Source organism: Dysgonomonas sp. 521, from assembly GCF_010501055.1.
Classification (GTDB): domain Bacteria; phylum Bacteroidota; class Bacteroidia; order Bacteroidales; family Dysgonomonadaceae; genus Dysgonomonas.
Map to the genome: position 1 here is coordinate 12,747 of NZ_QVMO01000023.1, position 23,115 is coordinate 35,861.

Here is a 23,115-nt window from a genome sequence, read left to right on the forward strand (position 1 = left end):
ATGAGATTATTATCAATATCAGTACTGTTACTATGTATATGTTTCCCGTTTGCGCTTTCGGCCAAAGATAAAAAACCGGAATGGGTAAAGCAACGCCCGGTGGACAGGATGAGCTACATAGGAATAGGCGTTGCGCCTAAGTCTGCCCCTGACTATATGCTCGTAGCGAAGAAGAATGCACTTAACGACCTGGCTTCCGAAATAAAAGTTGAGGTCGAATCCGAGTCGTTATTGCAGACTGTCGAAAAAAACGAGCAGGTTTCGTCTTTCTTGTCTAATAATATACAGGTTAGGGCTCAGCAGGATATGGAACAGTTTGAAATGACTGCCAGCTGGGAAGACGACAAACAATACTGGGTTTACTACAAGCTTAGCAAGCTCGACTATGAGGAATACATGCACAAAAGAAAGCTCAAGGCAACCAATGAAGGCTATTACTACTGGACTAAAGGGAACGAAGCATTGAGCCAGAGAGAATTGTTCAGCGCCGTTGAACTCTATTCGAAAGGAATAATGGCTGTGCAACCGTGTGCCAATGATGAACTGAAGCAGGAACATGAGGGTAAAACAATAGATGTAGCATTGGAACTTTACAATTCCATAAACCGTGTATTCGATAATATAACAGTAACCTCTTCGCCGTCACAGCTCCTGTTGCAGTCATTTGATGCATCGTCTACCCCGGTTATGATATCGGTAATGAAAGATGGTACTCCCCTCAAAAACCTTAAGCTGAAAATAGGTTTTATCTCCGGATCGGGTTCTTTATCCTCCAACGATATTACCAACGATCAGGGAGAAGTCGCTTTATACATCCAGAACATTACATCCAAGGCAGCGCGGCAAGAGATAAAAGCCGCCATCGATATGAGCAGGTTTACTGTGTTTAACGATAATATTCTTATCGAAAATGTTTTGTCAAAGTTTCGGGCTACTATTCCCCAATGCGTAATTTCCATAGAAGTTGTCCCTGTTGAGATTAAAGCATTTATTAAAAACACAGGTAAGGCTAATGATGCTCTTACCAAGTCGGTAAGGAATATGTTGTCAAACGATTACTTCTCCGTTGTTAACGACGCGGAACAGGCAGATATCCTTATCCTGGTAAGCAGCAACATAAAGAAGGGTGGAAAAGTAAAAGGAGAGATGTATAATATGATCGAATATTTTTCTACCGTGGAAATCGAGATAGTCGATGTAAGGACATCACAAACTCTCTATAGTACCAATGTCAATGATTTCAGGAGCCTCTCCCCCGAGTCAACATCGGAAACAAAGGCCGAAAGTACGGCATTGAGAGAAGTAATGAGGAAATTGGAAAAAGATTTTAAGAAAGGAATTAAGAATCTGAATATTAATAAAAACTCAACAGAATGAAAAAGCTTGTTTTATACTTTATGCCTGTATTCGTTATGCTTATTACAGGTTGTGGAGGCCCTAAGGCAACAGGAGTGCCGGGCGATAAGGAGATCAATATGCCTTGTAGCGGAGCTGAATTCCGGTCTGACAAAGAATTTATACGCGCTACACGCTTCGAACTGAGTACCGATATGAGTGTAGCTAAAACCAAAGCGCTGACTACAGCCCGTGCCGATTTAGCCTCAGAAATCAGTACTGCTGTGGGAAGGACAACAGATAATTACGCTTCATCGTACCAATCGGGCGAAAGCGAAGAAGCAAAAACCAAGATGAATGATATGGTACGCAATGTAGCAAAGGAAAATATTACAAATTCCCGTATTATTTGCGAAAAGGTAATGCAGACTGCTGATGGAAAATACCGTTGCTACATCACGCTCGAAATATCAGCCAATGAAGCGTTGAACGGTCTGAAAAACAAAATGATGGATGATGAAAAGCTACGTACAGACTTCGAATACGAAAAATATAAAAAAGTATTTGAAGACGAAATGAGTAAAATCAACTAAGAGCCTGTTCAAATTTTAGCGAAAATTTTTATTACAAGTTCTGGTCAATAGTTCTTCGCAATTTTTTTATGCTTTTTTTAGTGTATTTTTGGCTTCGCCGATATTCAATTCTCTTTTTACTCTTGGTTTAGCCTGCTAATTAGCTCCGCTGACCGTTGGTTCTGCTAGCAAAAATGATAAAATCCATCTAAAAATAGCTATAAAAAAGATTTTCTATAAAATTTAAACAGACTCTAAAAAGAGAGCAAGATAATGGTTGCCTGAAAGCATTTTCGGGCAACCTTGCATTCTCGGAGGGAGGGGTGAAGGAATGAAAAACAAAAAAAAGATATTCGCCGTTTTAATATCGTTGATTATTATCCCGTTAGCGATTCAGGCTCAGGACATAACCGATGAGTATGAAGAATTTTTAAGGCAACGGAATCAGGAAATGATTGATTTCCAGAATAACAGGGATAAAGAATTTGCTGCATTCCTCAAAGAGTCATGGGAGTTGTACTCGGCTGTGGCGGGTTTGAAAAGAGAAGTGCCGGGACCGACTGTTCCACCGCGATACAAAGAGCCTGTAACGCCACCTCCAAGCAAGCAACCTGATAAAAAGCCTGTAGCACCGCCTCCAAGTAAACAGCCTGACAAGAAGCCTGTAGCACCTCCTCCAGGCAAGCAACCTGACAAGGAGCCTGTAACGCCACCTCCAGGCAAGCAGCCTGACAAGCAGCCTGTAACACCGCCTCCAAGTAAGCAACCTGATAAAGAACCAGTAAAGCCACCGGTGCCCGTACAGCGCCCCAAAGGAAATGTAGACAATATTGATTTCTTTGGAGGGACGTATCCGGTCAGCCTTACCGAGAGAAAGATACACCTGACCGATATCAGCGAACAAGGCATTTCGGACGCGTGGACAGCGATGGCAAAAATGGACTACGCTCCGTTAATTAAAGATTGCCTTAAAATAAAAAGCGATTTAGGACTGAATGACTGGGGATATATCCTATTGGCAAAAGCTGTAGGCGAACGGTTGAGCAAACGTATGGACAAGGATGAAATCTCATTTGTTCAAATGTTTATACTTCTACAATCGGGCTATAAAGTAAAAATGGCGCGGATGAACAATCACTTGGGAATGCTCATTGCCTGCAAACATGTTTTATATAATTTGCCGTACTCTGATATAAATGGAGACAGGTATTACATATTTTCAAATGTAGAGAATGAATCCATAGGCTCATATTATACTTATAAAAAAGATTTTACAACCGCATCCCATTTGCTCGATATGAATGTCAGCAGCCAGGTTAACCTGTCATACGCACCTGTAGCCAAAGATATACCTCTCACTGCAGGCAAGTATCAGGTTAAATCGGTAGTAAATAAGAATCTGATGGATTTTTATAATACTTTTCCACAATGCGATTTCGATATATATTACAACGCGAAGCCATCATCGCAATTTAATGATATTATCTTACCTCAGTTTAAAGAAATGGTAGATGGCAAGAGCCGGCAAGAGGCTGTCACTATTCTTTTAAGTTTCATACAACATTCTTTCCCTTACGCAACCGACTATGAGCAATTTCGTTACGAGAAGACATTCTTTGTAGACGAATGCTTTTATTGGCCTTCGAGCGACTGCGAAGACAGAGCGATCTTATTTACATATCTGGTAAAGGAAATTCTTGATATGGATGCCGTTCTTTTACTTTATCCCCGCCATCTGGCAGCGGCAGTCTATTTCGATCAGGATATCCAGGGGGATTATGTCAATTATAAAAATAAAAAGTACACTATCTGTGACCCCACATATATTGGCGCGCCTATAGGGACCTGTATGCCGGAATATAGGAATACTGTACCCGAAAAGATCTATTCTTACTAAACTGCAGCTTCACAGGCTAGTGATGCGGTGGTTTGCGTGCTGTTTTTTACGGCTTCCTTTTCTATTTTCGGCTTGTAAGAATACGGAATACTATTTTCTTATTCCCGATTAGTGTGTAAGTATTCGCTATATTTACGAATTATAATTGTAGAAAAGGATAATTTCTTCCATGTTTGGAAATATTGATTTAAATTTAAACAGGCTCTTAGTTTTGCCGCCTGTTTACTGCTTTTACCCCCTTTATTTTAGCTATGCGGGAGCATAACGTCTGTAAGTCGTTCACATCGTGCACATAGACTATTATACGGCCTTCGAATACGCCATCATTCGTTTCTATGCTCATGCTCTTGATGTTGAGGGAGCCTGCAGTTATTACCTTTGTGATGTCGTTGAGCATGCCCATCCGGTCGATGCCGTTGACGGTAATGGCCGAAATGAAAGGGAACTGGGTATAGCTACCCCACTCCAGGTTGACAATCCTGTTGCCGTGGCTCGCTTTTAACTTGAACCCTACAGGACAATGTATGCTGTGTACTTCTACCTCGTTGTTATCCTTTATATATCCGAATACCTTATCGCCCGGAATAGGGTTGCAGCAGGTAGGCATGATGAAGTTTTTGTTGAATGAATCTTCTTCGAGGATATATGTTTTCTTCGGGTCTATCGCTTCGTACTCTGTAGTCTTTGAATCTATCTTTTCCGTCTTTTTGCCTACATGCAGGGCTTGCTTCATGTAGCTGAATATTCCGTTGTTCGGGTTCTGCTTCTTTAGAGTTAATATCTTCTCTATTTTCTGAGGCAGTGTTATTTCATTGTTGCCGATGGCGCAGAAGAGTTCTTCCTTGCTTACCTTTTGGTAATAGTCGAGCATTCTGTCTATTATGGCAGGAGTAATTTCTATATTTGTACCCTCAATGCTCTTGTTGAGCATTTCTTCTCCGGTTTTGGCCATTTCCCTGCGGAGGCGTCTCAGCGCGTATTCTATTTTTGTACGTGCTTTGGCGGTGGTCACTATACCCAGCCATTCAGACTTAGGTAGCTGCGATTTGGAGGTAAGTATCTCCACCTGGTCTCCGCTGTTCAGCTTTTCGCTGAGTGGCACTAGCTTGTGGTTTACCTTTGCCCCTATGCAGTGGTCTCCTATGCGGGAGTGCAGGTCGTAGGCAAAGTCGAGCGCAGTGGCTCCCTGTGCCAGCGTCCTGATTTCACCTTTGGGCGTGAATACGAATATTTCCTGCGAAAAGAGATTTAGCTTTATGGTGTCGAGAAAATCCATTGCGTTTGGGCTGGGACTTTCCAGTATTTCCTGAATGGTTTTGAGCCATTTGTCGAGCTCGGTGTCTTCTTCTATCTTGCCTTCTTTGTATTTCCAGTGCGCGGCGAAGCCTTTTTCGGCTACGTCATCCATCCGGCGGCTGCGTATCTGTATCTCTATCCATTGCCCGTCGGGGCCCATTACAGTGAGGTGGAGCGCCTGGTATCCGTTCGATTTGGGGCGGCTGACCCAGTCTCTGATACGGTCGGGGCGGAGTTTGTAGATGTCGGTTATCACGGAATATATGTCCCAACATCGTTTTTTCTCGTCTATGCCCACTTCGTTTTCGAAAATTATGCGGACGGCGAAAATGTCATAGATTTCCTCGAAAGGAACTCCTTTTGCCTGCATCTTGTTCCAGATGGAGTACACCGATTTTTCGCGCGCCCTGATCTCGTACTTGAATCCCAGCTCGTTCATCTTTTCTATAACGGGCTGCGCAAAGTGCTCGTAAACGTCTGCCCGCATACGGTGGGTATCGCGCAATTTTCCTGCTATCTCGCTATAAACCTGCGGGTTTTCCCATTTGAAGCTGAGTTCTTCGAGTTCTGTCTTTATGGCAAAGAGGCCTAAACGGTGGGCCAGGGGGGCATATATAAACATTGTTTCTCCGGCTATCTTGTATTGCTTGGCCGGAGCCATGGAGCCGAGGGTGCGCATATTATGCAGCCGGTCTGCTATCTTTACAAGGATGACACGGATATCGTCGGACATGGTAAGGAGCAGTTTCCTGAAGTTTTCGGCTTGTGCCGAGACGTTTTCGCCAAACATACCGCTCGATATTTTGGTAAGCCCGTCCACTATCTGTGCTATTTTTTCTCCAAAGAGGCCTTTTATATCATCTACAGTGTACTCGGTATCTTCCACTACATCGTGCAACAGCGCGGCACAGATGGATGTGGAGCCCAGACCGATTTCTCCGCAGACGATGCGCGCCACGGCTATAGGGTGCATTATGTAGGGTTCTCCCGAGCGGCGGCGTGCGCCTTTGTGCGCTTCCTTTGCCAGAAGAAAGGCTTTTGTAATGATGTCTACCTTGCGTCTGTGGTTCGTTTTAAGATAATCTTCTATCAGTGCGTTGAATTCCGATTCGATAGATAAATCTTCTTGAATGTGTGTATCCTCTTTTTTGCTCATAAAAAATCTGTGAAGTTACAAAATTAGTAAATTCACTGATATTTAGAAATAAGAGTCTTATAATAAAATGGTTTTAACAAAAAACATTTTGGTCCATGCTCTTATTTATTTGTCAGCAGTATAAGGCGTTCCTCTGTCTGCCTGTTCAGAGTTACTGTTCAGGGTATCACTTCCTTCGGGCAATATAATCAACAGGCGCTGGCCTACTTTGGCCATATTGCCTGATAGTTTGTTCCACGACTGGATGTCTTTTTTCGATACGTTGTAGCGGTTGGCTATCTGAGAGATGGTTTCGCCTATCTTCACTTTGTGGTATATAATCCTCGAATCGTTCGTAGAGTGATCGTTTTCGTCGTCAGTAGATGATATATGTACACGCGGAAGGGTCGACTCGTTGCGTTCTGTTTCCACTTTTTTGAGGTAAGTGTCGAATAAGGCGGCTGTAAAGGTAGAGTCTATCTCCACTGTAGGCAGTACAGGCTCACTAAGTTTGTTCTGTGTCATTTCTTCTGCCTGTACCTGTATATATTGGGTTTTCTGTATTTTCAGGCTTGTTCCGGCTATCAGCTTGTTCGACTTAATGTTGTTCCACTTTTTGATTTGAGCCACGGTAGCGCCATTCTTCTTTGCTATGCCTGCCCATGTGTCGCCCTTGCGTACTTTATAGTAGGAGGTTATTGTTTTTGCTTCGGTTTTTGTACTGGCCGAAACGTTATTGGAGCCGGAGGACGAGTTTGAGGCCAGTGTTGTTGCTGACGACTGTCCTGTTGATTTCTGCGCCACTTCGCGGTATATTTTCAGGCGCCTGCCAACGGTCAGTTTGTTGGATGAAAGTCCGTTCCAGTTTTTTATCTGCTTGGAAGTGACCCCGTACCTGCCGGCAAGTTTAGCCAGTGTGTCGCCTCTTCTTACCCTGTGTGTTATTGTGCCCGAACCTGAAGATCCGCCACCCGTAACATCCAGTCCGGCTACTTTGCGGTGCGGCATCAGTTGGTCGAACCTGTGGGTGTAGATCGTGTTGCTGTTGTCTATAAATTCGGATACTTTCTTTATCGGTAGGTTCAGGGCGTATTGTTTGTACTCGCCGGGTATGATATCGCTGCTGAACTGGGGGTTGAACTGACGCAGGTCGTCTACCGACACATTGATGATGTCGGCTATCTGCTGGAAGTGGACATTCTTACTTATCATCAGGGAGTCCATCGATGCAGGATTGCGACATTCCAAAGGGCATATATTATGGTCGTTGTAATAGTTCATTATGTATGTGGCCGCTATAAAGGCGGGTACATATCCCCGTGTTTCGCGCGGGAGGTATGGGTAGATAGCCCAGTAGTCGGTTTGTCCTCCGCTACGGCGTATGGCCTTGTTTACATTACCCGGGCCGCAGTTGTAGGCTGCTATTACCAGATTCCAGTCTCCGTATATGGAGTAAAGGTCTTTGAGGTATCTGGCGGCAGCATTGGTCGATTTGACAGGGTCGCGGCGTTCGTCTACCAGGCTGTTTATCTCCAGGTCGTACATCTTTCCGGTGCTTGCCATAAACTGCCAAAGTCCTGTTGCTCCTACTCTTGAGCGTGCAATAGGATTTAGTGCAGATTCTATAACCGGCAGATATTTGAGCTCGAGCGGTAAACCTTCGCGGTCGAGGGCTTCTTCGAACAGGGGGAAATAGTATTTTCCTTCGCCAAGCATATAGCTTACCTGGTTGCGCCTGCGTCCTGCATACATTTCTATATAGCTGCGTACTACGGGGTTGAATACCAATTCCATCTTGGTAGGCAATGTATATAAACGGCGGATATACACGGAGTCTTCGAATATGACAGCCTGGTCGCTGAGCGAACGGCAGTTGTCGGCATATTTGACATTCCTGCTCCATGTAGATAGCAGCTGGTCATAGTTTTGTTCCATATCGGCGGGAAATACAATAGCCTTATCTGTAATCGTATCTCGCACCGACAGTTCCCGATTGGTTTGTCCGGCTACAACGAGCGAACAGCCAATAAAAAATCCTGTAAATATAATTCTTTTCAGCATAAGTGTCTTTGTTTTGGTACAACAGGGGTAGTTATGGTGTACCCTGCAAATTAAAAATTAATAATCCATTGAACCCCAAAGGAGGCTTTAGAATAAGATGTAGGCATCCAGATCATAGGTTGAATTCTCATCGACAGATCGGGCGACATATCAAAGTCATATAACTGGGCATCGACGTAGGCGTCTATCATGCAGAGGGCATATACTCCTACCGAAATAATAATGGCTAAGTCACGGTTCCTTCTGAAAAAGTCTTTCTTCTTTTTGAATAGATCAACATAACGTTGTTTGTTCGAGTCTACGTCACTCTGTGATACGCCAAAGTCCAGATAGCTTGTCCCTGTTCCCAAAACGAGGTCTTTATAAGCCTGCGAATATTCGGAGTAACGTGATCCGTTCCACGTGATAGCATAAGTTAAACCCAATGCTCCTCCATACACGATGGGGAGTTTCCAGTATTTACGGTTGTATATTTGTCCCCCACCGGGGAAGATAGCGGAATAAATGACCGCTTTCTTTGAGTCTGGTTTAAATTCCGGGATGCCGATGGTAATAATAGAATCGGCAATAATAACGGTTTTCTCTGTCTCGGCAACGGTATCACGCCTGATATCCTTTCCTGTGACTTCCAACCGGCTGTTATCTATGATGGTAGAATCGTTTGAAAGCGGCTCCTGAGCATTAGCACTCAGATAAAAGTTCCCTAAAACGCAGCACAAACTGATTACCAATCTTTTTCTCATATAGATATTACGGAGAATGTTTTATTTTATTTCTTTAATTGGTCAAAAATAGCAATAATTTTCTCCAATTCCTCTTCCGATTTGAAAGGAATGCTTATTTTTCCTTTTCCCTGCTCGTTGCAGGTAAGTTGCACTTTGGTAGAAAAAAACTTCGACAGGTGGTTTTTCAGCAGTGCGAATTCTTCGGGAGTGGCTTTTTTTACACCCGATTTTTTTACTGCTTCCACCACTTTTTCTTCTTTGAGCAGGTCTTCGAGCTTTTCGCCTTTGCTGATAGCTCTCACATATTCTTCTACTTTGCGTACCGACAGGCCTTCTTCGAGTATCAGCTCGTATACTTCGAGCTGGGCTGCCGGGTCTTCCAACGTGACAAGGGTACGGGCATGCGCCATGTCTATTTTCTTGTCCCTGATGCCCATCTGTATCTCGGCCGGGAGTTTCAGCAGGCGTAGGTAGTTGGCTATTGTTGTCCTTTTTTTGCCTATACGCTCACTCAGGCGTTCCTGTGTGAGGTTGTAGGTTTCTATGAGGTTTTGATAAGCTAAAGCTATTTCGATGGAGTTGAGGTCTTCGCGCTGTATGTTTTCTACCAGAGCCATTTCCATGACGTTTTCGTCTTCGGCTGTTTTTATATATGCCGGTATGGTAGTCAGTTTGGCTAACAGGGAAGCCCTGTAGCGGCGTTCGCCCGCTATGATCTGGTAAGAGTCGCTGTCGATCTGACGCAACGTTATTGGCTGTATAACACCTATCTGACGAATAGACGCGGCAAGTTCCTGTAACGCTTCTTCTTCGAATATGCGGCGCGGCTGGTCGGGGTTTGCCTGTATTTTAGATAATTCTATTTCGTTGATAGAGGATGAACCTTCGGTTTTTACTTCATCAATGGTAATCAGGGCATCGAGCCCTCTTCCTAAAACCATTTTTTTAGCCATATTTATTTTATAATTTAATGGGATTCAAAAAATTAATATTTAAATATTAAAGAAAGTGAGTAGTCAAACATTTATCTTTAAATTTTTGAATCTTTAAATCTTTAAATTTGAAATTACTTATATCGGATTGCAAAGTTAGGAATTTTTCTCAATAAGTTCCTGCGCCAGTTGCATATGATTGACAGCACCTTTGGATGCGGCATCGTAAACGAGTACGGGCTGGGCAAAACTTTGCGATTCGCTCAGTTTAATGTTACGCTGGATAACGGTAGTGAACACCAAATCCTGAAAGTGGTTCTTCACTTCTTCATATATCTGGTTGGCCAGCCGCAGGCGTGCATCGTACATAGTAAGGAGGAATCCTTCTATTTCGAGTGCAGGATTCAGCTTATTCTTTATTATTTTTATCGTGTTCAGTAATTTACTGATTCCCTCCAGTGCAAAGTATTCGCATTGTACGGGTATGATGATGGAGTCGGCCGCCGTAAGGGCGTTTACGGTAATCAGCCCCAGCGATGGCGAACAGTCTATCAGGACGTAATCGTAATCTTCTTTGAGGGGTGCCAGTACTGCTGCCAGTTGCTTTTCCCTGTTTTCGATATTGAGCATCTCCAGTTCGGCTCCTACCAGATTGATATGGGAGGGCAGTACATCAAGTCGCTCTATATCGGTTTTTACGATCGCTTCTTTTGACGAAGCTGTACTGATGAGGCACTCGTAAATCGTTTTATTTACTTTCTTGATATCTATTCCAAGACCGGATGACGCATTTGCCTGAGGGTCGGCGTCCACTACCAGTACTTTTTTTTCAAGAGCGGCCAGCGAAGTGGCCAGATTTATTGTAGTTGTTGTTTTTCCTACGCCGCCTTTTTGGTTGGCTAATGCTATTATTTTACCCATAGAAAGTTAGTGATGTTTTTTCCGAAGACAAATTAAAGAAATAAAAACAGGAATATGAAGTTAAATTTGTGTAACAAGACATATATTGTTGAAAAGTCGGTCAGATTGTTAATAAAGTAAATGGGGAATTATAGGTTATGAGTCATTTTGTCCCATCGGATTTATAAATATATTGAGGTTGCGGAACGAGGTATTTGGATTTGGAAACATCTATGAATATAATCTCGCCTGATGCTGGTTTGTAGCTATCAGGTAAAAGCATACGAATAGCGCCTACCCATTTCTGGATGGTCTTATCCGACCCTGAGTTATAGGGTAGCGTCATCCACAGGAAAGTGAAGATAAACAACAGAATGCTGTAGATATGCAGTTTGCCGTTAGTAAAGAAGGATTTTATATAATGCATTTGATATAAAATGTCGTTTAAAAATTGCATCCAAATGCAACACATTACCTACGGAGATAACCTTACCATTGATAAGAATTATAAAGTGATAATTTCTAAAAACTAACACCTAATGCCTGCAAGCCACTTTTTGCCCCATCATTCCCTTGTTTGGCCGCCTTTTTCCACCAGTAGATTGCTTGACTATAATCTCGTGTTACACCAAAGCCATGAACGTAATGGGTTCCAAGTCCACACTGTGCATCAGCATTTCCTTGTTCTGCTCCTTTTCTGTACCAGTAGACAGCTTGTTCATGATCTATTGTTACTCCTCGTCCATTGGCATAGCAAATCCCAAGATTATATTGTGCATCGTCATTTCCGTGTTCAGCTGCCTTTTTCCACCAGTATACTGCTTGAGCTTCATTTCTCGATACTCCCCATCCATTAGCATAGCAGTAACCAAGACGGCATTGTGCATCGTCATTCCCTAGGTCAGCAACTTTTCTAAACCAATATATTGCTTGATTATAATCTTGTGTCGCTCCTAGTCCGTAGTAGTAGCAATTTCCAAGACTATGTTGCGCCTCTGTACTTCCCTGTTCAGCCGCTTGCTTATATAATGGAAAGGCTTCGTTATACTGTTTATTGTTGTAATAAGTATTTGCCTGACTAACTAATTCTGCCGGAGACAGAGTCTTCTTTTCTGCCTGAATTAGCACCACTTCATTTGCATCATTCTCTGCAAAGGGCGATTCCCTATCTCCCTGCCACTCTACCTGTAAACGGCTTGCGTCAATACCAAATTTTGTGATCAACATATTGGCAGCGCCTTTAGCACGCGCTTCTGACAACATCATGTTTTCCATAGGGGTACCTTCCTTTCTGCTTGTGTAACCTGTCAACCTTAATTTAGCACCCGGATTATGATTCAGATACCTGGCTGCTGTTGCAACTTTCAGCAATTGGCTGTCCGAGACTTTGCGTTCTTTTTCAAAAAAGAACACCATCCAAGTGTGATCATTCAGAAATTTAGCGGGTAGTTTCGATTCTATGTCCATCATTCTACTCACCCATTCCTGCTTTTCTGTATCAACCTCTAAAGCGGGGGTTGGTTTGTCACTTGGTGGAATAAAATAAAAACTTCCTGTGAGGCTACTATTTTTAAATGGTGTTTGCCTGCCTTGTGTGAGTTTGGATACTTCGCCGCCTACTTTGTCGAACAGGTCACTTATCGAGACACCTTCCTTTACTATCTCCCGTTTCAGGAAATGAGTAAATACGCCATTGCGTAAGTTATGGGTTCCTCCATCGTGTGCTACAGCACCGGGTGACGCGGCAAAGGCAATGTATGTACCAGTGGGCGCCGTCATCCCTGTCAGTCCTTTTTCTCCGTTTCCCCGGCTCCAGCTTCTTGTAAAAGGATTGTCGCGGCAGGCATCCAAAATCAATAGTTTCATACCTACCTGCTTTTCGTCCATATTGCCAAGCACTTGGTTTACATTCAGGGTGTTGTATTGAACATCGGTTTGTGAATTCAGGTCGGCATCCACAGGAATTAAATAATTGTGGCCGTTTACTTCCATCCCGTGCCCTGCAAAATAGAAGACAGCCATATCGTTTCCTTCTATGCTGGTGTACCAGTTGTTTAGGTTAGTCTTTAAGCTGCGCAGGTCGTTATTTTCGAGAAGCGTCACTTCAAAGCCGAGGCGTGTAAGCACATCTGCCATATCGTTGGCATCGTTTAGCGTGTTGTTCAGGCTTTTGCCTGCACCATAATCACTCATGCCGACAACGACAGCTTTGCGTTTCTGGCTGGTAGGGTTCTCTGTTGGCTTTTTTACTAACTTAAGATTGCGATCTTGTGCAAAGGACAGGCTTGTAAAAAATAGCAGGGCTACAAAGAGAAATAAATATCTCATAGTTATCTGTGTTTTATCTTTACAAAAATAGGAACTGCTGTATGGTTTATTGATGCGGCTTTAAAAGAGATTTTATTTTTTTCGAACTTTACTTCGTTGGCTTCTACAATCTTATCCGCAAGCGCTTTTTTTACTATTCTTACAAAACTTTCTCCGGGATTGTTTTGCAGGGAATTATTGATCGTATCCATATTCAATTCCTCCTTTGAGTAAATGACACACAGGTAATCTTCGCCCTGTGTCTCGTCCATTTGGATATATTGTGTTTCGTCCGGGATGGATACTGAGACTTCAGAGTTAAAATCGAGCAATGCGGATATGTTCCTTTCCGGATCGGGGAAAAGCTGTGCCAGTGGGCTGCGTTTCGAGTCGGTGGAAATGACATAGATATATGCTGGTTGCGAACTGGTAAAATTGATGCGGAACATTGTTCCCGCAGGGTATGAGTCGAGGATGTTATATGTCATTTTTTCGGCACTAGTCAACCGTAATCCCCGAAAAGCGGCTTCATCTCCTTCCAGTTGCATGGAAGTTCCATCGCTAAGGATGAGGCTGAATGAGCCTTCCATCCGTTTCATCGGATCGGGGGCGGGAGGCGGTACAGGTAATGGTTTAGGTGGTTCGGGTGGTGGCATGGGACGTGCTTCGTCATACATTGATACGGCATAGTTCAGTATTTTGGGCAAATCCTGGTATTTGACACGGATAAAGCCCCCGTCGCCCCATGTAGTTCCCCAGCTGTTCATTAATTCTACTGCCCCGAATGTACCATCGCTGTTATCGAAATTGTCATCGTAACCGATTATGCACATGGCATGCCCACCCATATAGTCGTCCAGTCTTCCATTCCACACCTTACCTCCAAACGACTGGTAGCATTTTATGCTGACAAGTACAGGCTTTTTATCCGCTAAAGCCTTTTTTATATTGTTAAAGTCATCTGCACTTCTTATTCCCGCGTATGTCGTCAGTCTTTGGTAATCTTTGATGGCATAGGTTTTGGCCTCCTGAATAAAGGGCGAGATGTTGGGGTTGCATTGATAGGGTAAATCTGTAAGAAAAACAGCTCCGACATCTTTTAGCACTTCTACTGTCCTGCTGGTAACTGCGCCATCCTGACAATTAATGTCGTTGTTATTTTTGATCTGGGCATAAATGAAAGAAGGGGAGAAAGCCTGATTTGTAATATCCTGTACATCGGTCAGGTTATTCCTTATCGCCCAACTGATCGTTCTAGCGGCATACGCGCTCGCCCATCCGGTACATGTGCCGTATTGTCCCTGATTGCCCGGAATGGGAGCGTATTTTTTTAGGGAAGCAGCCGGAGGTAGTGGAGCTAACGAACGCACTTTAGGTACAAGGGGAATACGTTGGTATTGTTCCTGCGTCATATCCATTTCTCCGGTAAACCGTGGAGGATTGAACCCGTATTTTGTTTGCATAAAATCCGCGATATCCTGCCAGTAAGGCGTTTCGAATTCCAAAACGCAATAAGGGGTAATGTAACTACTGAATAGTTCGTTCACATTGGCGGAAGTAACGTTTAATGTTTTACAAAGTATATCAATCAACTCTATTTGTTTACTCTTATCCGGATTGATCTTCCATGCGCGTGTGTCAAGTGTGGCCACAGAGTTTTTCCTGATACAGGATTTGATGAGGTCTGATAGTTCAGACGATTTTTTTTGCTCATAGTTTTTGTGTTTGATCACACAAACACCAACTTGCGATAGTATTTTTAACTCTGAATTAGGGTCTTCGAAAACTACTTTGAGGTTATCTTTTAAGTTATCGCCTTTTTTTACAGGCTGTCCGTTTACTGATACTTTGCCTGTAATATTTAATACAATATTTTGGCTGTGAGATAGGTAAGGTAACAAGAGGAGAACGGATAATAATATTATAGTTCTCACAGTTGTAACTCTTATTTTCCTAAAATTAGTATATCCGAATAGTTGTTTACCGGATTCTACGTAGTTTGTGCTCCCCATATTTTTGACAAAGGTTATTGTTAACTACAAATTAAATACAATTAACAGTATTATCAAAATAAAAACTTTATTTATTTTAGTTGTTTATCAGCAATTTCTCCACTTTCTTCAGCCAGCCCTGATAATCGAACCGGGCAACGGCTTTGTCTAGTCCGGCGCTGTATTTTACGGATAGGGTAGGGTCGTCCAGTACCATTTTCATCCCCTGATATACGCCTTCGGCACTGTTGTCGGCCAGTATGCCGTATCGGCCGCCATCTACAATGTCGTGCGGGCCTCCGCAATCGGTGGTGATGACAGGTGTTTTCAGTGCCATCGATTCTAATAGTACCAGCGAAAAGCTCTCCCTCTCGGAGACGCATAACGACCAATTGCATTGCAGGACATAGGGGAACGGGTTTTCGGTACGTCCCATTAGTGTGATATTGTCTGCCAGGTTAAGCGAGGCAACCGTCTCCTGCATCTCGCGGCTGTTCATTCCTTCGCCTATAATGTATATATGGAAATTGTAACCTTCGTCATGCAGGCGCTGTGCCGCATTTATCAGCCTGTCGGTACGTTTCTCGGGGGAGGTGCGGGTAAGCAGGATGAAGTTGGTTCGGCCTTGGGGCAGGTCTTCTATTTTTTCTTTCGCTTTTTCTGTAACGGCAGACAGGTCTACCGCGTTGTAAAGGACGCTGATGTCCTGAGGGGGTGTTTGCCCGTTGTGGAGTACAGACAGGTAAGCGTTGCGGGCGGCATCGGACACACATATTACTTTGTCGAAGCTGTCGTACGAACGTTGTACTTTTTTTATCTGCTTCTTGTTGAGCCATACGGAGAACTTTTCCCTCGGTGTATCCGCTTCATATTTCCTCTTGTACAGGATGTTGTGTATCCATAGTATTTTAGGAAGGTTCATTTTGCTGAATATGCGTGCGAAGAAGGTTTCTTTGAAACATATTATTTGGTCATAATCCGCCGCTTTTAGTCCCCTCCATTTAGCAAACAGGCGCGGAAAGAATACCATCAGGTTCTCGCCCAGTTTCTTTTTCAGGTGTGAGGTGTTATCGTCGTATATGTATTTTACGGGCACCCGCCATGATAAATCCCTTAGCAATATATTCCTGTCGGAGCGTATGGGCAGGAGGAGGGTGATAGCGTAGTCTTGGGTCACCAGATGATTGAGTAATCCTACGAGGAGTTTTTCGGTTCCTCCCATTTCCATGCTGTCGTTGAAGAATAAGATGTGCTTCATTCAGGATATTATTTTTACGATGGCTTCCACCCAATGTTTATCGCTGTTGAGGCAGGGGATGTATCTGAATTCCGTACCTCCGTGTTTCAGGAATAGTTCCCTTGTTTTGATGTTGATGTCGTAGAGCGTTTCCAGATTGTCAGCCGCAAAACCGGGTGCGACCACTAAGACCTTCCTTTGTCCTCCTTCGGCCAACTCCTTTACTATGTCGTCCAAATCGGGACCGAGCCAGTTGCTGCCCATGGCCGAATGGTAGGTTTGGAGTGTCTTTTTCTGGTCCAATGCCAGTTCTTTGATGACAAGGCGGACAGTCTCCTTTGTCTGGTATACATAGTCAAATTCCTTTCCTTTTTTCCAGCCTTCTTCTACATGGTGGAGCGGGAGGCTGTGGAAGCTGAAGATCAACTTGTTGAAATCCTCTGTTATATATGGGCGTATGCTTTCAGCCAATGCCGAAATATATGCCGGGTGATTGAAGTATGGCTCAATAAATTTGAGACGGAAAGGGTAGGGTCGTTTAAAGAAGAGTTCGCCTACGGCGTTTACCGCTGTTTTGTACGACGACTCGGCATACTGTGGAAATAGTGGAAGCACAACGACTTCGTGCAACCGGTCGCTTTTTGCAAGCAGGTGGTCTAATGCCGCGGTGGTGTCGGGTTGCCCGTATCTCATCGCGGGTTCGGCGGGCATACCTGTGAGGGTTTCCAGCTCTTTCGACAACTCTTTGGCCTGATGTAGGAGAGGCGAGTCTTTGAGCGTTCTATCCCAGATAAGTTGGTAATGCGAAGTGGAGCTGAATTGGCGGAGGGGTATAATAATCCCGTTTACCAGAATCGGGCGAAACCAGTCAGGCACAGTCAGCACATAAGGGTCTGAAAGCATGGAACGGATAAAGTATTTCACGTCTTTCCGTTCGCAGGTTTTTGGACTGCCTGTATTTACTAATAGTATACCTTTCATGTTTTCCTCCTCCCCAGCCCCTCCCGAAGAGGGGCTGCAAAGAGGGTGTTTTTATTATATAATTTATTCTCCTGTTGTGGCTTTGCCCTAAGCCCCTCTTTTGGAGGGGTTGGGGAGGTGCTTACACATACGTTTCCAGTAGCAAAACACTTCCTTCGGGGCTGATGCTTACGCTTTGCGTGTCAGCGGGGATTAATATTGTCTCGCCTTGTTTTACGTGCAGGTCGTTTCCTTTGTTGTCCCTGATGCTGCAAGACCCACCCATGCAAATATAGGCAACAAAAGAGTCATTGCCGCTATAGTCCCTTGTAATATCTTTGGTGAGTTCGAGCAGGTTGGTGGTAAAGTACCGGCACGATTCCAATTCCACAGGTTGGTTTTCCTTGCGGATATATGATGTCTGGTAACTGTCGTACAGCTTGTAGTCGATAGCGTCTTTTGCCAGTTGGGTATGCAGTTCGCGCCCGTTGCCGTTGGCATCTTTACGGTTGTAGTCGTAGATGCGGTATGTAATATTTGATGTTTGCTGTATTTCGGCGATGAATGTACCTGCTCCTATGGCATGCACACGTCCGGCAGGCAGGAAGAATACATCCCCTTTCTTTACATCGTGTTTGGCTAGATAATCTACAAATGTGTTTTCTTCGATACTTTTGACATACGAATCGGGTGTCATTTGTTTTTCGAATCCTGAATAGAGGAACGCTCCGGGAGCGGCATTGATAACATACCACATTTCGGTTTTCCCGAAAGAGTTGTGCCTTTTCTTCGCCAGTTCATCGTCAGGGTGCACCTGTATCGACAGGTTATCGCGCGCGTCGATAAACTTGATAAGCAGCGGGAATGTAGTCCCGAATGTTTCATAATTCTTTTTGCCTACCAGCTGCTCCTTGTATGTGGCTATCATTTCGTCGAGGCTCTTGTTTTCGAGTTCACCATTGGCTACTACGGATATGTTCCCTTCCACGCTTGATATTTCCCAGCTTTCGCCGATGCCTTCCTGTAGCGGGGTTACGTTCTTAAACTTACATATTTCATCACCTCCCCAGATAATCGATTTGAGGATAGGTTTAAATTTTAACGGATATAAATTCATGAGTAAATAATTTTTATGGCCACGCGGGCTATCTGTGTTGACAGTTAATATAGTTATTCAGGCAAATGTAAAACATGTTTTTTTATTCTATCCTTTCCGTTTTACAAAAAAACTGATACAAAAATAGCTAAACTTTTTGTTATTACATGCCTAAATTACAGGTTCTGGTCAATAGTTCTTAGCAAATCTTTTTTATAGCTATTTTTAGCGTCTTTTTGGCTCTGCCGATTTTCAATTCCCTTTTTATTCTTGGTTTAGCCGGCTAATTAGCTACGCTGACCGTTGGTTCTGCTAGCAAAAATGATAAAATCCATCTAAAAATAGCTATAAAATTTAAACAGACTCTAAAAGATTCCGGCTTATACAGCAAAATAGACAGTGTGAAAACAATAAGACAGGCTGACGTGTATAGTTGCCTGATATGTAATTGTTTGAGGTTTTATTCTTTCCTGAAATTGAGACATCACATATTCATCCTCTATCCCTGCCATTAAAACAAAATTCGGGCTACCCCTACAGGCAGCCCGAATATTTTATTATCTGATTCAGCCTTAGCCGGATTTAGCTTTTCACTCTTTCTACATACGAGCCGTCAGCGGTGCTGATCTTAATCTTGTCGCCTTCGTTGATGAACAACGGAACACGTACTTCTGCCCCTGTTTCCACAGTTGCCGGTTTCAATGTGTTTGTTGCTGTATCGCCTTTCAGTCCCGGCTCGGTATACGTTACTTCAAGAACCACGTTCTGAGGCATTTCTGCAGTCAGTACGGTTTCAGTTTCGGCATGTACCTGTACTTCCACCATATCGCCTTCCTTGAGGAAAGCTACTCCGGCTATCATATCACCAGCGAGGGAAATCTGCTCAAAGGTTTCGGTATTCATGAAGTTATATCCCATATCGTCCTGATACAGGAACTGGTAAGGACGTCTTTCTATACGTACTTCGTCAAGTTTAACTCCGGCGTTGAATGTCTTTTCCAGTACACGCCCTGTAGTTACACTTCTCATTTTGGTACGTACAAAGGCAGCGCCTTTACCCGGTTTTACGTGAAGGAATTCGATAATTACATAGTACTGTCCATCGATGTCGATACACATACCATTTCTTATATCTGCAGTAGTTGCCATTAATTATATTTTTCGTTTATTAAAATTTTTCGAGTTGCAAAGATAGGAAAAAGAATTATGAGTTATAAATTATGAATTATAAGTTTTAAGAGCCTGTTTAAATTTTAGCGAAAATTTTTATTACAGGTCCATGTCAATAGTTCTTAGCAATTTTTTTATGCTCTTTTTAGCGTATTTTTGGCTCCGCCGATTTTCAATTCCCTTTTTACTCTTGGTTTAGCCCGCTAAACCGGCTAGCAAAAATGATAAAATCCATCTAAAAATAGCTATAAAAAAGATTTGCTATAAAATTTAAACAGACTCTTAGACAAAAGACTCGATTCACAATTTATAACTCACAATTTATAATTCATAATTATTTAACGAATCCTCTGTTCTTCAGTAGGTAAACCGGATTAGGCTCCGCGCCCCTGAAATTCTTGTATAATGTCATAGGTTCGTCAGAACCTCCTTTCGACAAGACGTTTTCGCGGAACGATTTAGCTGTAGCCTGATCGAAGATATTGCCTTTTTCTACAAAAGCCTGGAAGGCATCCGAGTCAAGCACCTCCGACCACAGGTAGCTGTAGTATCCTGCCGAGTAACCTCCGCTGAATACATGCTGGAAATACGTGCTTCTGTATCGTGGGATGATTTCAGAGATCAGCCCTATTTCTTTCATCGCGTCTGCTTCAAACTTGTCTACGTCCAGTTTTTCAAGACCTTCGCCCTGTTTTGTATCGAACATCGGAGACGATTTTGTCAGGGTATACCATTTCATATCCAGAATAGCGGCAGCCACAAGCTCTGTGGTGCGGAATCCCTGATTGAAATAACCCGCGTTCTGTATCTTCTGTATCAGTTCGTTCGGTATCGCTTCTCCTGTTTCGTAATGTTTCGCGTACATTTTCAGCACTTCCGGTTCGAATGCCCAATGCTCCATTACCTGTGACGGAAGCTCTACAAAGTCGCGTACGACAGCAGTTCCCGAAACCCCGTTGTATGTACATTTCGACAATAGCCCGTGCAAGCCGTGGCCAAACTCGTGGAACATTGTCTCTACCTGATCTAATGTCAGAAGAGCGGGTTTTCCGTCTGTAGGAGCGTTGTAGTTACCTACATTGTATATCAGCGGATGAACAAACTCGCCTTTGAATACTTCCTGTTTGCGGAAACTGCTCATCCATGCTCCCGGGCGTTTACCCTGACGGGCAAAGTCGTCAAAATAGATGATCCCTATAAATGAACCGTCCGCATCGCTTACCTCATAAGCCTTTACGTCTTGCTGATGCACAGGGATATCCTTCTTTTGCTTGAAGGTAATGCCATACAGCTTGTTTGCCACGGCAAATACTCCCTCACGCACATTGTCAGCCTTGAAGTATGGCTTCAGGGCTTCTTCATCCAACGCGTATTTTTCTTTACGAAGCTTTTCGGCATAGTACCACCAGTCCCAGGATTCTATCTTGATGTCTTTTCCTTCTTTTTTGGCTATAGCCTGTAGCTCGGCCGATTCTTTCTTAGCCTGAGGCAACGCGTATTTCCATATATTGTCAAGCAAGCCCATCACATTAGCCGGAGTTTTGGCCATTGTTTCTTCCAGTACATAGTCGGCATGGGAGGCGTAACCGAGCAGGTTTGCCTTTTCCAGTCTCAGGCCTACTATTTTCTTTATATTTTCTTTGTTGTCGAACTCATTGCCGTTATCGCCACGCATGTACATGGCTTTGTACAGCTTTTCGCGCAGGTCGCGGTTGTCGGCATATTGCAGGAAGGGTTCCCAGCTTGGTTTGCTCAGCCCGAATACCCATTTGCCTTCGAGGCCTTTGTCTTTTGCCATTTTGGCGGCGGCCGCTATTACATCGTCTGGCAATCCGGCAAGGTCTTCTTTTTTGTCTATTACCAACTGGTAGTTATCCGTTTCTTTCAGCAGGTTCTGGTTGAAGTTCAACGAAGCGTTGCTCAGTTCCTTGTTTATCTCACGCAGGCGCGCCTGTTTAGAGCCATCTAGTAAGATACCCGAACGTACAAAACCTTTATATGTTTTCTTCAACAGCATTTTCTGCTCGGTGGTCAGGCTCTTTGTGCTGATAGTATCGTCATATACAGCCTTGATGCGGGCAAAAAGCTTTTCGTTGAAGTTGATATTATCGTAATGCTCGGTACGCTTTGGCGTAATCTCTTTCTCGATAGCCTGATATGTAGAATCCGACATCGTACCCGTCATTATGCCCAGTACGGCGCCTACCCTGTCCAGCATTTTGCCGGATTCGTCCAGAGCCACAACCGTATTCTCGAATGTAGCCGGTTCGGAGTTGTTTACAATGGAGTCTATCTCGGCATCATGACGTTTCATACCTTCCTCAAAGGCAGGCAGGAAGTGCTCCGCTTTTATCTTATCGAAAGGAGGGACTCCCTCCGGGGTGCTAAACTCGGAAAAGAAAGGGTTATCTTTCGCATCCTTATTGCTTGTAGTATTACAAGAATAGACCATAATTGAAAAACTAAGAATAAATAAGATTTTCTTCATACAAATAAGTTAATTGTGTGAATGATTAGATTTTAGCGCAAATGTAAGTAAAAATTGCTTCGGAGCGAAACTATTTAGGCGGTATCAGTCATAAAAAACAATCGAATTAACAAAAAATCCGATTAATTTTCTTAAACTTGTATAGTTTAATTTTTATTGACCCCATGAACATATTTCGAATGAAACGCAATCTCCTTTATCTCCTTCTCTTTATTGGCCTCATTTCGTTCACTCACTGTACGGGCAGCATCGAAAGCCGCTTGCAGACCATTGCGAAAGAGACAAACAAAGATTGCCCCAAAATACTGGATAACTGGACACGTCTGGACAGCTGTGTTGCCGTAGGCGGCAGCGACTTTGAGTACCACCTCACCATCATGCAGATAGTGATTGCGGATACGACAAACTTTAAGACGCAGTTGAAGCCGCAACTGGTACAGGTATTGAAAACAATGCCCGACCTGAAGATATTCAGGGATAATGATATAACCGTGAAATATACATATAACGATGCTGATGGCAAATACATATTTTCTGAGGTTATTGCACCTCAGGAGTACAAATAACAAACTATATAATACGAAAAGCAAATGACTATGGACCAAAAACAACGCATGTTTCAAAACCCGTTTTCTATCAGAGGCCGTATACGCAGGCTCGAATATGGGATCAGCTACCTTATCTATATGGCTTACTATATGATTGTAGGCCTTGTAACAAGCTTTATGCAGAACGGAGACAGCCCGCTCGCCCTTCTGTTCTTTATACTGATGCTTCCGGCCTTCTGGTTTATGATTGCACAAGGTACAAAGAGGTGTCACGACAGGGACAATAGCGGATGGTACCAGATAATACCTTTCTATGGGCTTGTAATGCTGTTTGGCGACGGCGACTATGGCGAAAATGATTATGGCTATAACCCGAAAGGATTAGGCAACGAGGATATAGATGAAATGATAAATGAAATAGGAACTCCGGAACAATGAAATAGGAGAGCTTAGTAATGAAATATA

Annotated in this window: 18 protein-coding genes and 1 pseudogene; 5 read left to right on the forward strand and 14 right to left on the reverse strand. The window is 43.4% G+C overall.

Translation table 11 applies throughout. From position 1 onward, the window contains the following. The 3 genes from D0T84_RS08625 to D0T84_RS08635 all read left to right on the forward strand — a co-directional run bounded on the left by D0T84_RS08625 (position 1) and on the right by D0T84_RS08635 (position 3,804). The gene (locus D0T84_RS08625; protein WP_163307479.1) at positions 1-1,377 is read left to right on the forward strand and encodes an LPP20 family lipoprotein; all 1,377 of its coding nucleotides are present in this window, start codon (positions 1-3) and stop codon (positions 1,375-1,377) included. Further along, positions 1,374-1,928, forward strand: a complete 555-nt coding sequence (locus D0T84_RS08630; RefSeq protein ID WP_255495272.1) for a hypothetical protein — start codon at positions 1,374-1,376, stop codon at positions 1,926-1,928. The genes D0T84_RS08625 and D0T84_RS08630 overlap by 4 nt, the downstream gene beginning before the upstream one ends. A 310-nt stretch (positions 1,929-2,238) precedes the next feature. Beyond that, entirely contained in the window at positions 2,239-3,804 is a 1,566-nt protein-coding gene (locus tag D0T84_RS08635) for a hypothetical protein (protein WP_163307480.1), read from the forward strand. 205 nt (positions 3,805-4,009) lie between these two features. Here the strand turns inward: D0T84_RS08635 and D0T84_RS08640 are convergent, their stop codons facing one another. From D0T84_RS08640 to D0T84_RS08700, 14 genes and pseudogenes are all read right to left on the reverse strand, one after another. Further along, positions 4,010-6,256 (reverse strand): bifunctional (p)ppGpp synthetase/guanosine-3',5'-bis(diphosphate) 3'-pyrophosphohydrolase, encoded by a 2,247-nt coding sequence (locus tag D0T84_RS08640; RefSeq protein ID WP_163307481.1) that lies wholly within the window; start codon positions 6,254-6,256, stop codon positions 4,010-4,012. Between the two features lie 105 nt (positions 6,257-6,361). Next, positions 6,362-7,039 (reverse strand): LysM peptidoglycan-binding domain-containing protein, encoded by a 678-nt coding sequence (locus tag D0T84_RS23270; RefSeq protein ID WP_370525479.1) that lies wholly within the window; start codon positions 7,037-7,039, stop codon positions 6,362-6,364. Between the two features lie 3 nt (positions 7,040-7,042). After that, positions 7,043-8,293 (reverse strand): annotated as a pseudogene (locus D0T84_RS23275) (transglycosylase SLT domain-containing protein); the annotation flags it as partial. Positions 8,294-8,346: 53 nt separating this feature from the next. Then, the gene (locus D0T84_RS08650) at positions 8,347-9,039 is read right to left on the reverse strand and encodes a DUF5683 domain-containing protein (RefSeq protein ID WP_163307483.1); all 693 of its coding nucleotides are present in this window, start codon (positions 9,037-9,039) and stop codon (positions 8,347-8,349) included. 26 nt (positions 9,040-9,065) lie between these two features. Then, on the reverse strand, positions 9,066-9,974 hold the full coding sequence (locus D0T84_RS08655; protein WP_163307484.1) for a ParB/RepB/Spo0J family partition protein: 909 nt from the start codon (positions 9,972-9,974) through the stop codon (positions 9,066-9,068). A 135-nt stretch (positions 9,975-10,109) separates the two neighbouring features. Then, entirely contained in the window at positions 10,110-10,874 is a 765-nt protein-coding gene (locus tag D0T84_RS08660; protein WP_163307485.1) for a ParA family protein, read from the reverse strand. A 142-nt stretch (positions 10,875-11,016) separates the two neighbouring features. Next, a complete protein-coding gene (locus D0T84_RS08665) occupies positions 11,017-11,280 on the reverse strand; it encodes a hypothetical protein (protein WP_163307486.1) in 264 nt (87 codons plus the stop codon). A 95-nt stretch (positions 11,281-11,375) separates the two neighbouring features. After that, positions 11,376-13,181: a caspase family protein gene (locus D0T84_RS08670; protein WP_163307487.1), complete on the reverse strand. Its 1,806-nt coding sequence runs from the start codon at positions 13,179-13,181 to the stop codon at positions 11,376-11,378. A 2-nt stretch (positions 13,182-13,183) separates the two neighbouring features. Continuing rightward, the gene (locus tag D0T84_RS08675) at positions 13,184-15,094 is read right to left on the reverse strand and encodes a C1 family peptidase (protein WP_163307488.1); all 1,911 of its coding nucleotides are present in this window, start codon (positions 15,092-15,094) and stop codon (positions 13,184-13,186) included. Positions 15,095-15,248: 154 nt separating this feature from the next. After that, positions 15,249-16,409 carry a glycosyltransferase gene (locus D0T84_RS08680; RefSeq protein ID WP_163307489.1) on the reverse strand — a complete coding sequence of 387 codons (1,161 nt, stop codon included), beginning with the start codon at positions 16,407-16,409 and terminating at the stop codon, positions 15,249-15,251. Further along, complete coding sequence (gene hemH, locus D0T84_RS08685) at positions 16,410-17,369, reverse strand: ferrochelatase (RefSeq protein WP_163307490.1); 960 nt, start codon at positions 17,367-17,369, stop codon at positions 16,410-16,412. A gap of 121 nt (positions 17,370-17,490) precedes the next feature. After that, on the reverse strand, positions 17,491-18,465 hold the full coding sequence (locus D0T84_RS08690; protein WP_163307491.1) for a type I phosphomannose isomerase catalytic subunit: 975 nt from the start codon (positions 18,463-18,465) through the stop codon (positions 17,491-17,493). A gap of 561 nt (positions 18,466-19,026) precedes the next feature. After that, on the reverse strand, positions 19,027-19,593 hold the full coding sequence (gene efp, locus D0T84_RS08695) for an elongation factor P (RefSeq protein ID WP_163307492.1): 567 nt from the start codon (positions 19,591-19,593) through the stop codon (positions 19,027-19,029). Between the two features lie 355 nt (positions 19,594-19,948). Next, complete coding sequence (locus D0T84_RS08700) at positions 19,949-22,102, reverse strand: M3 family metallopeptidase (protein ID WP_163307493.1); 2,154 nt, start codon at positions 22,100-22,102, stop codon at positions 19,949-19,951. Positions 22,103-22,281: 179 nt separating this feature from the next. Between D0T84_RS08700 and D0T84_RS08705 the strand changes: the two genes are divergently transcribed. Next, on the forward strand, positions 22,282-22,668 hold the full coding sequence (locus D0T84_RS08705) for a hypothetical protein (RefSeq protein ID WP_185155718.1): 387 nt from the start codon (positions 22,282-22,284) through the stop codon (positions 22,666-22,668). Between the two features lie 30 nt (positions 22,669-22,698). Continuing rightward, a complete protein-coding gene (locus D0T84_RS08710) occupies positions 22,699-23,088 on the forward strand; it encodes a DUF805 domain-containing protein (RefSeq protein ID WP_163307495.1) in 390 nt (129 codons plus the stop codon). Positions 23,089-23,115: the final 27 nt, after the last annotated feature.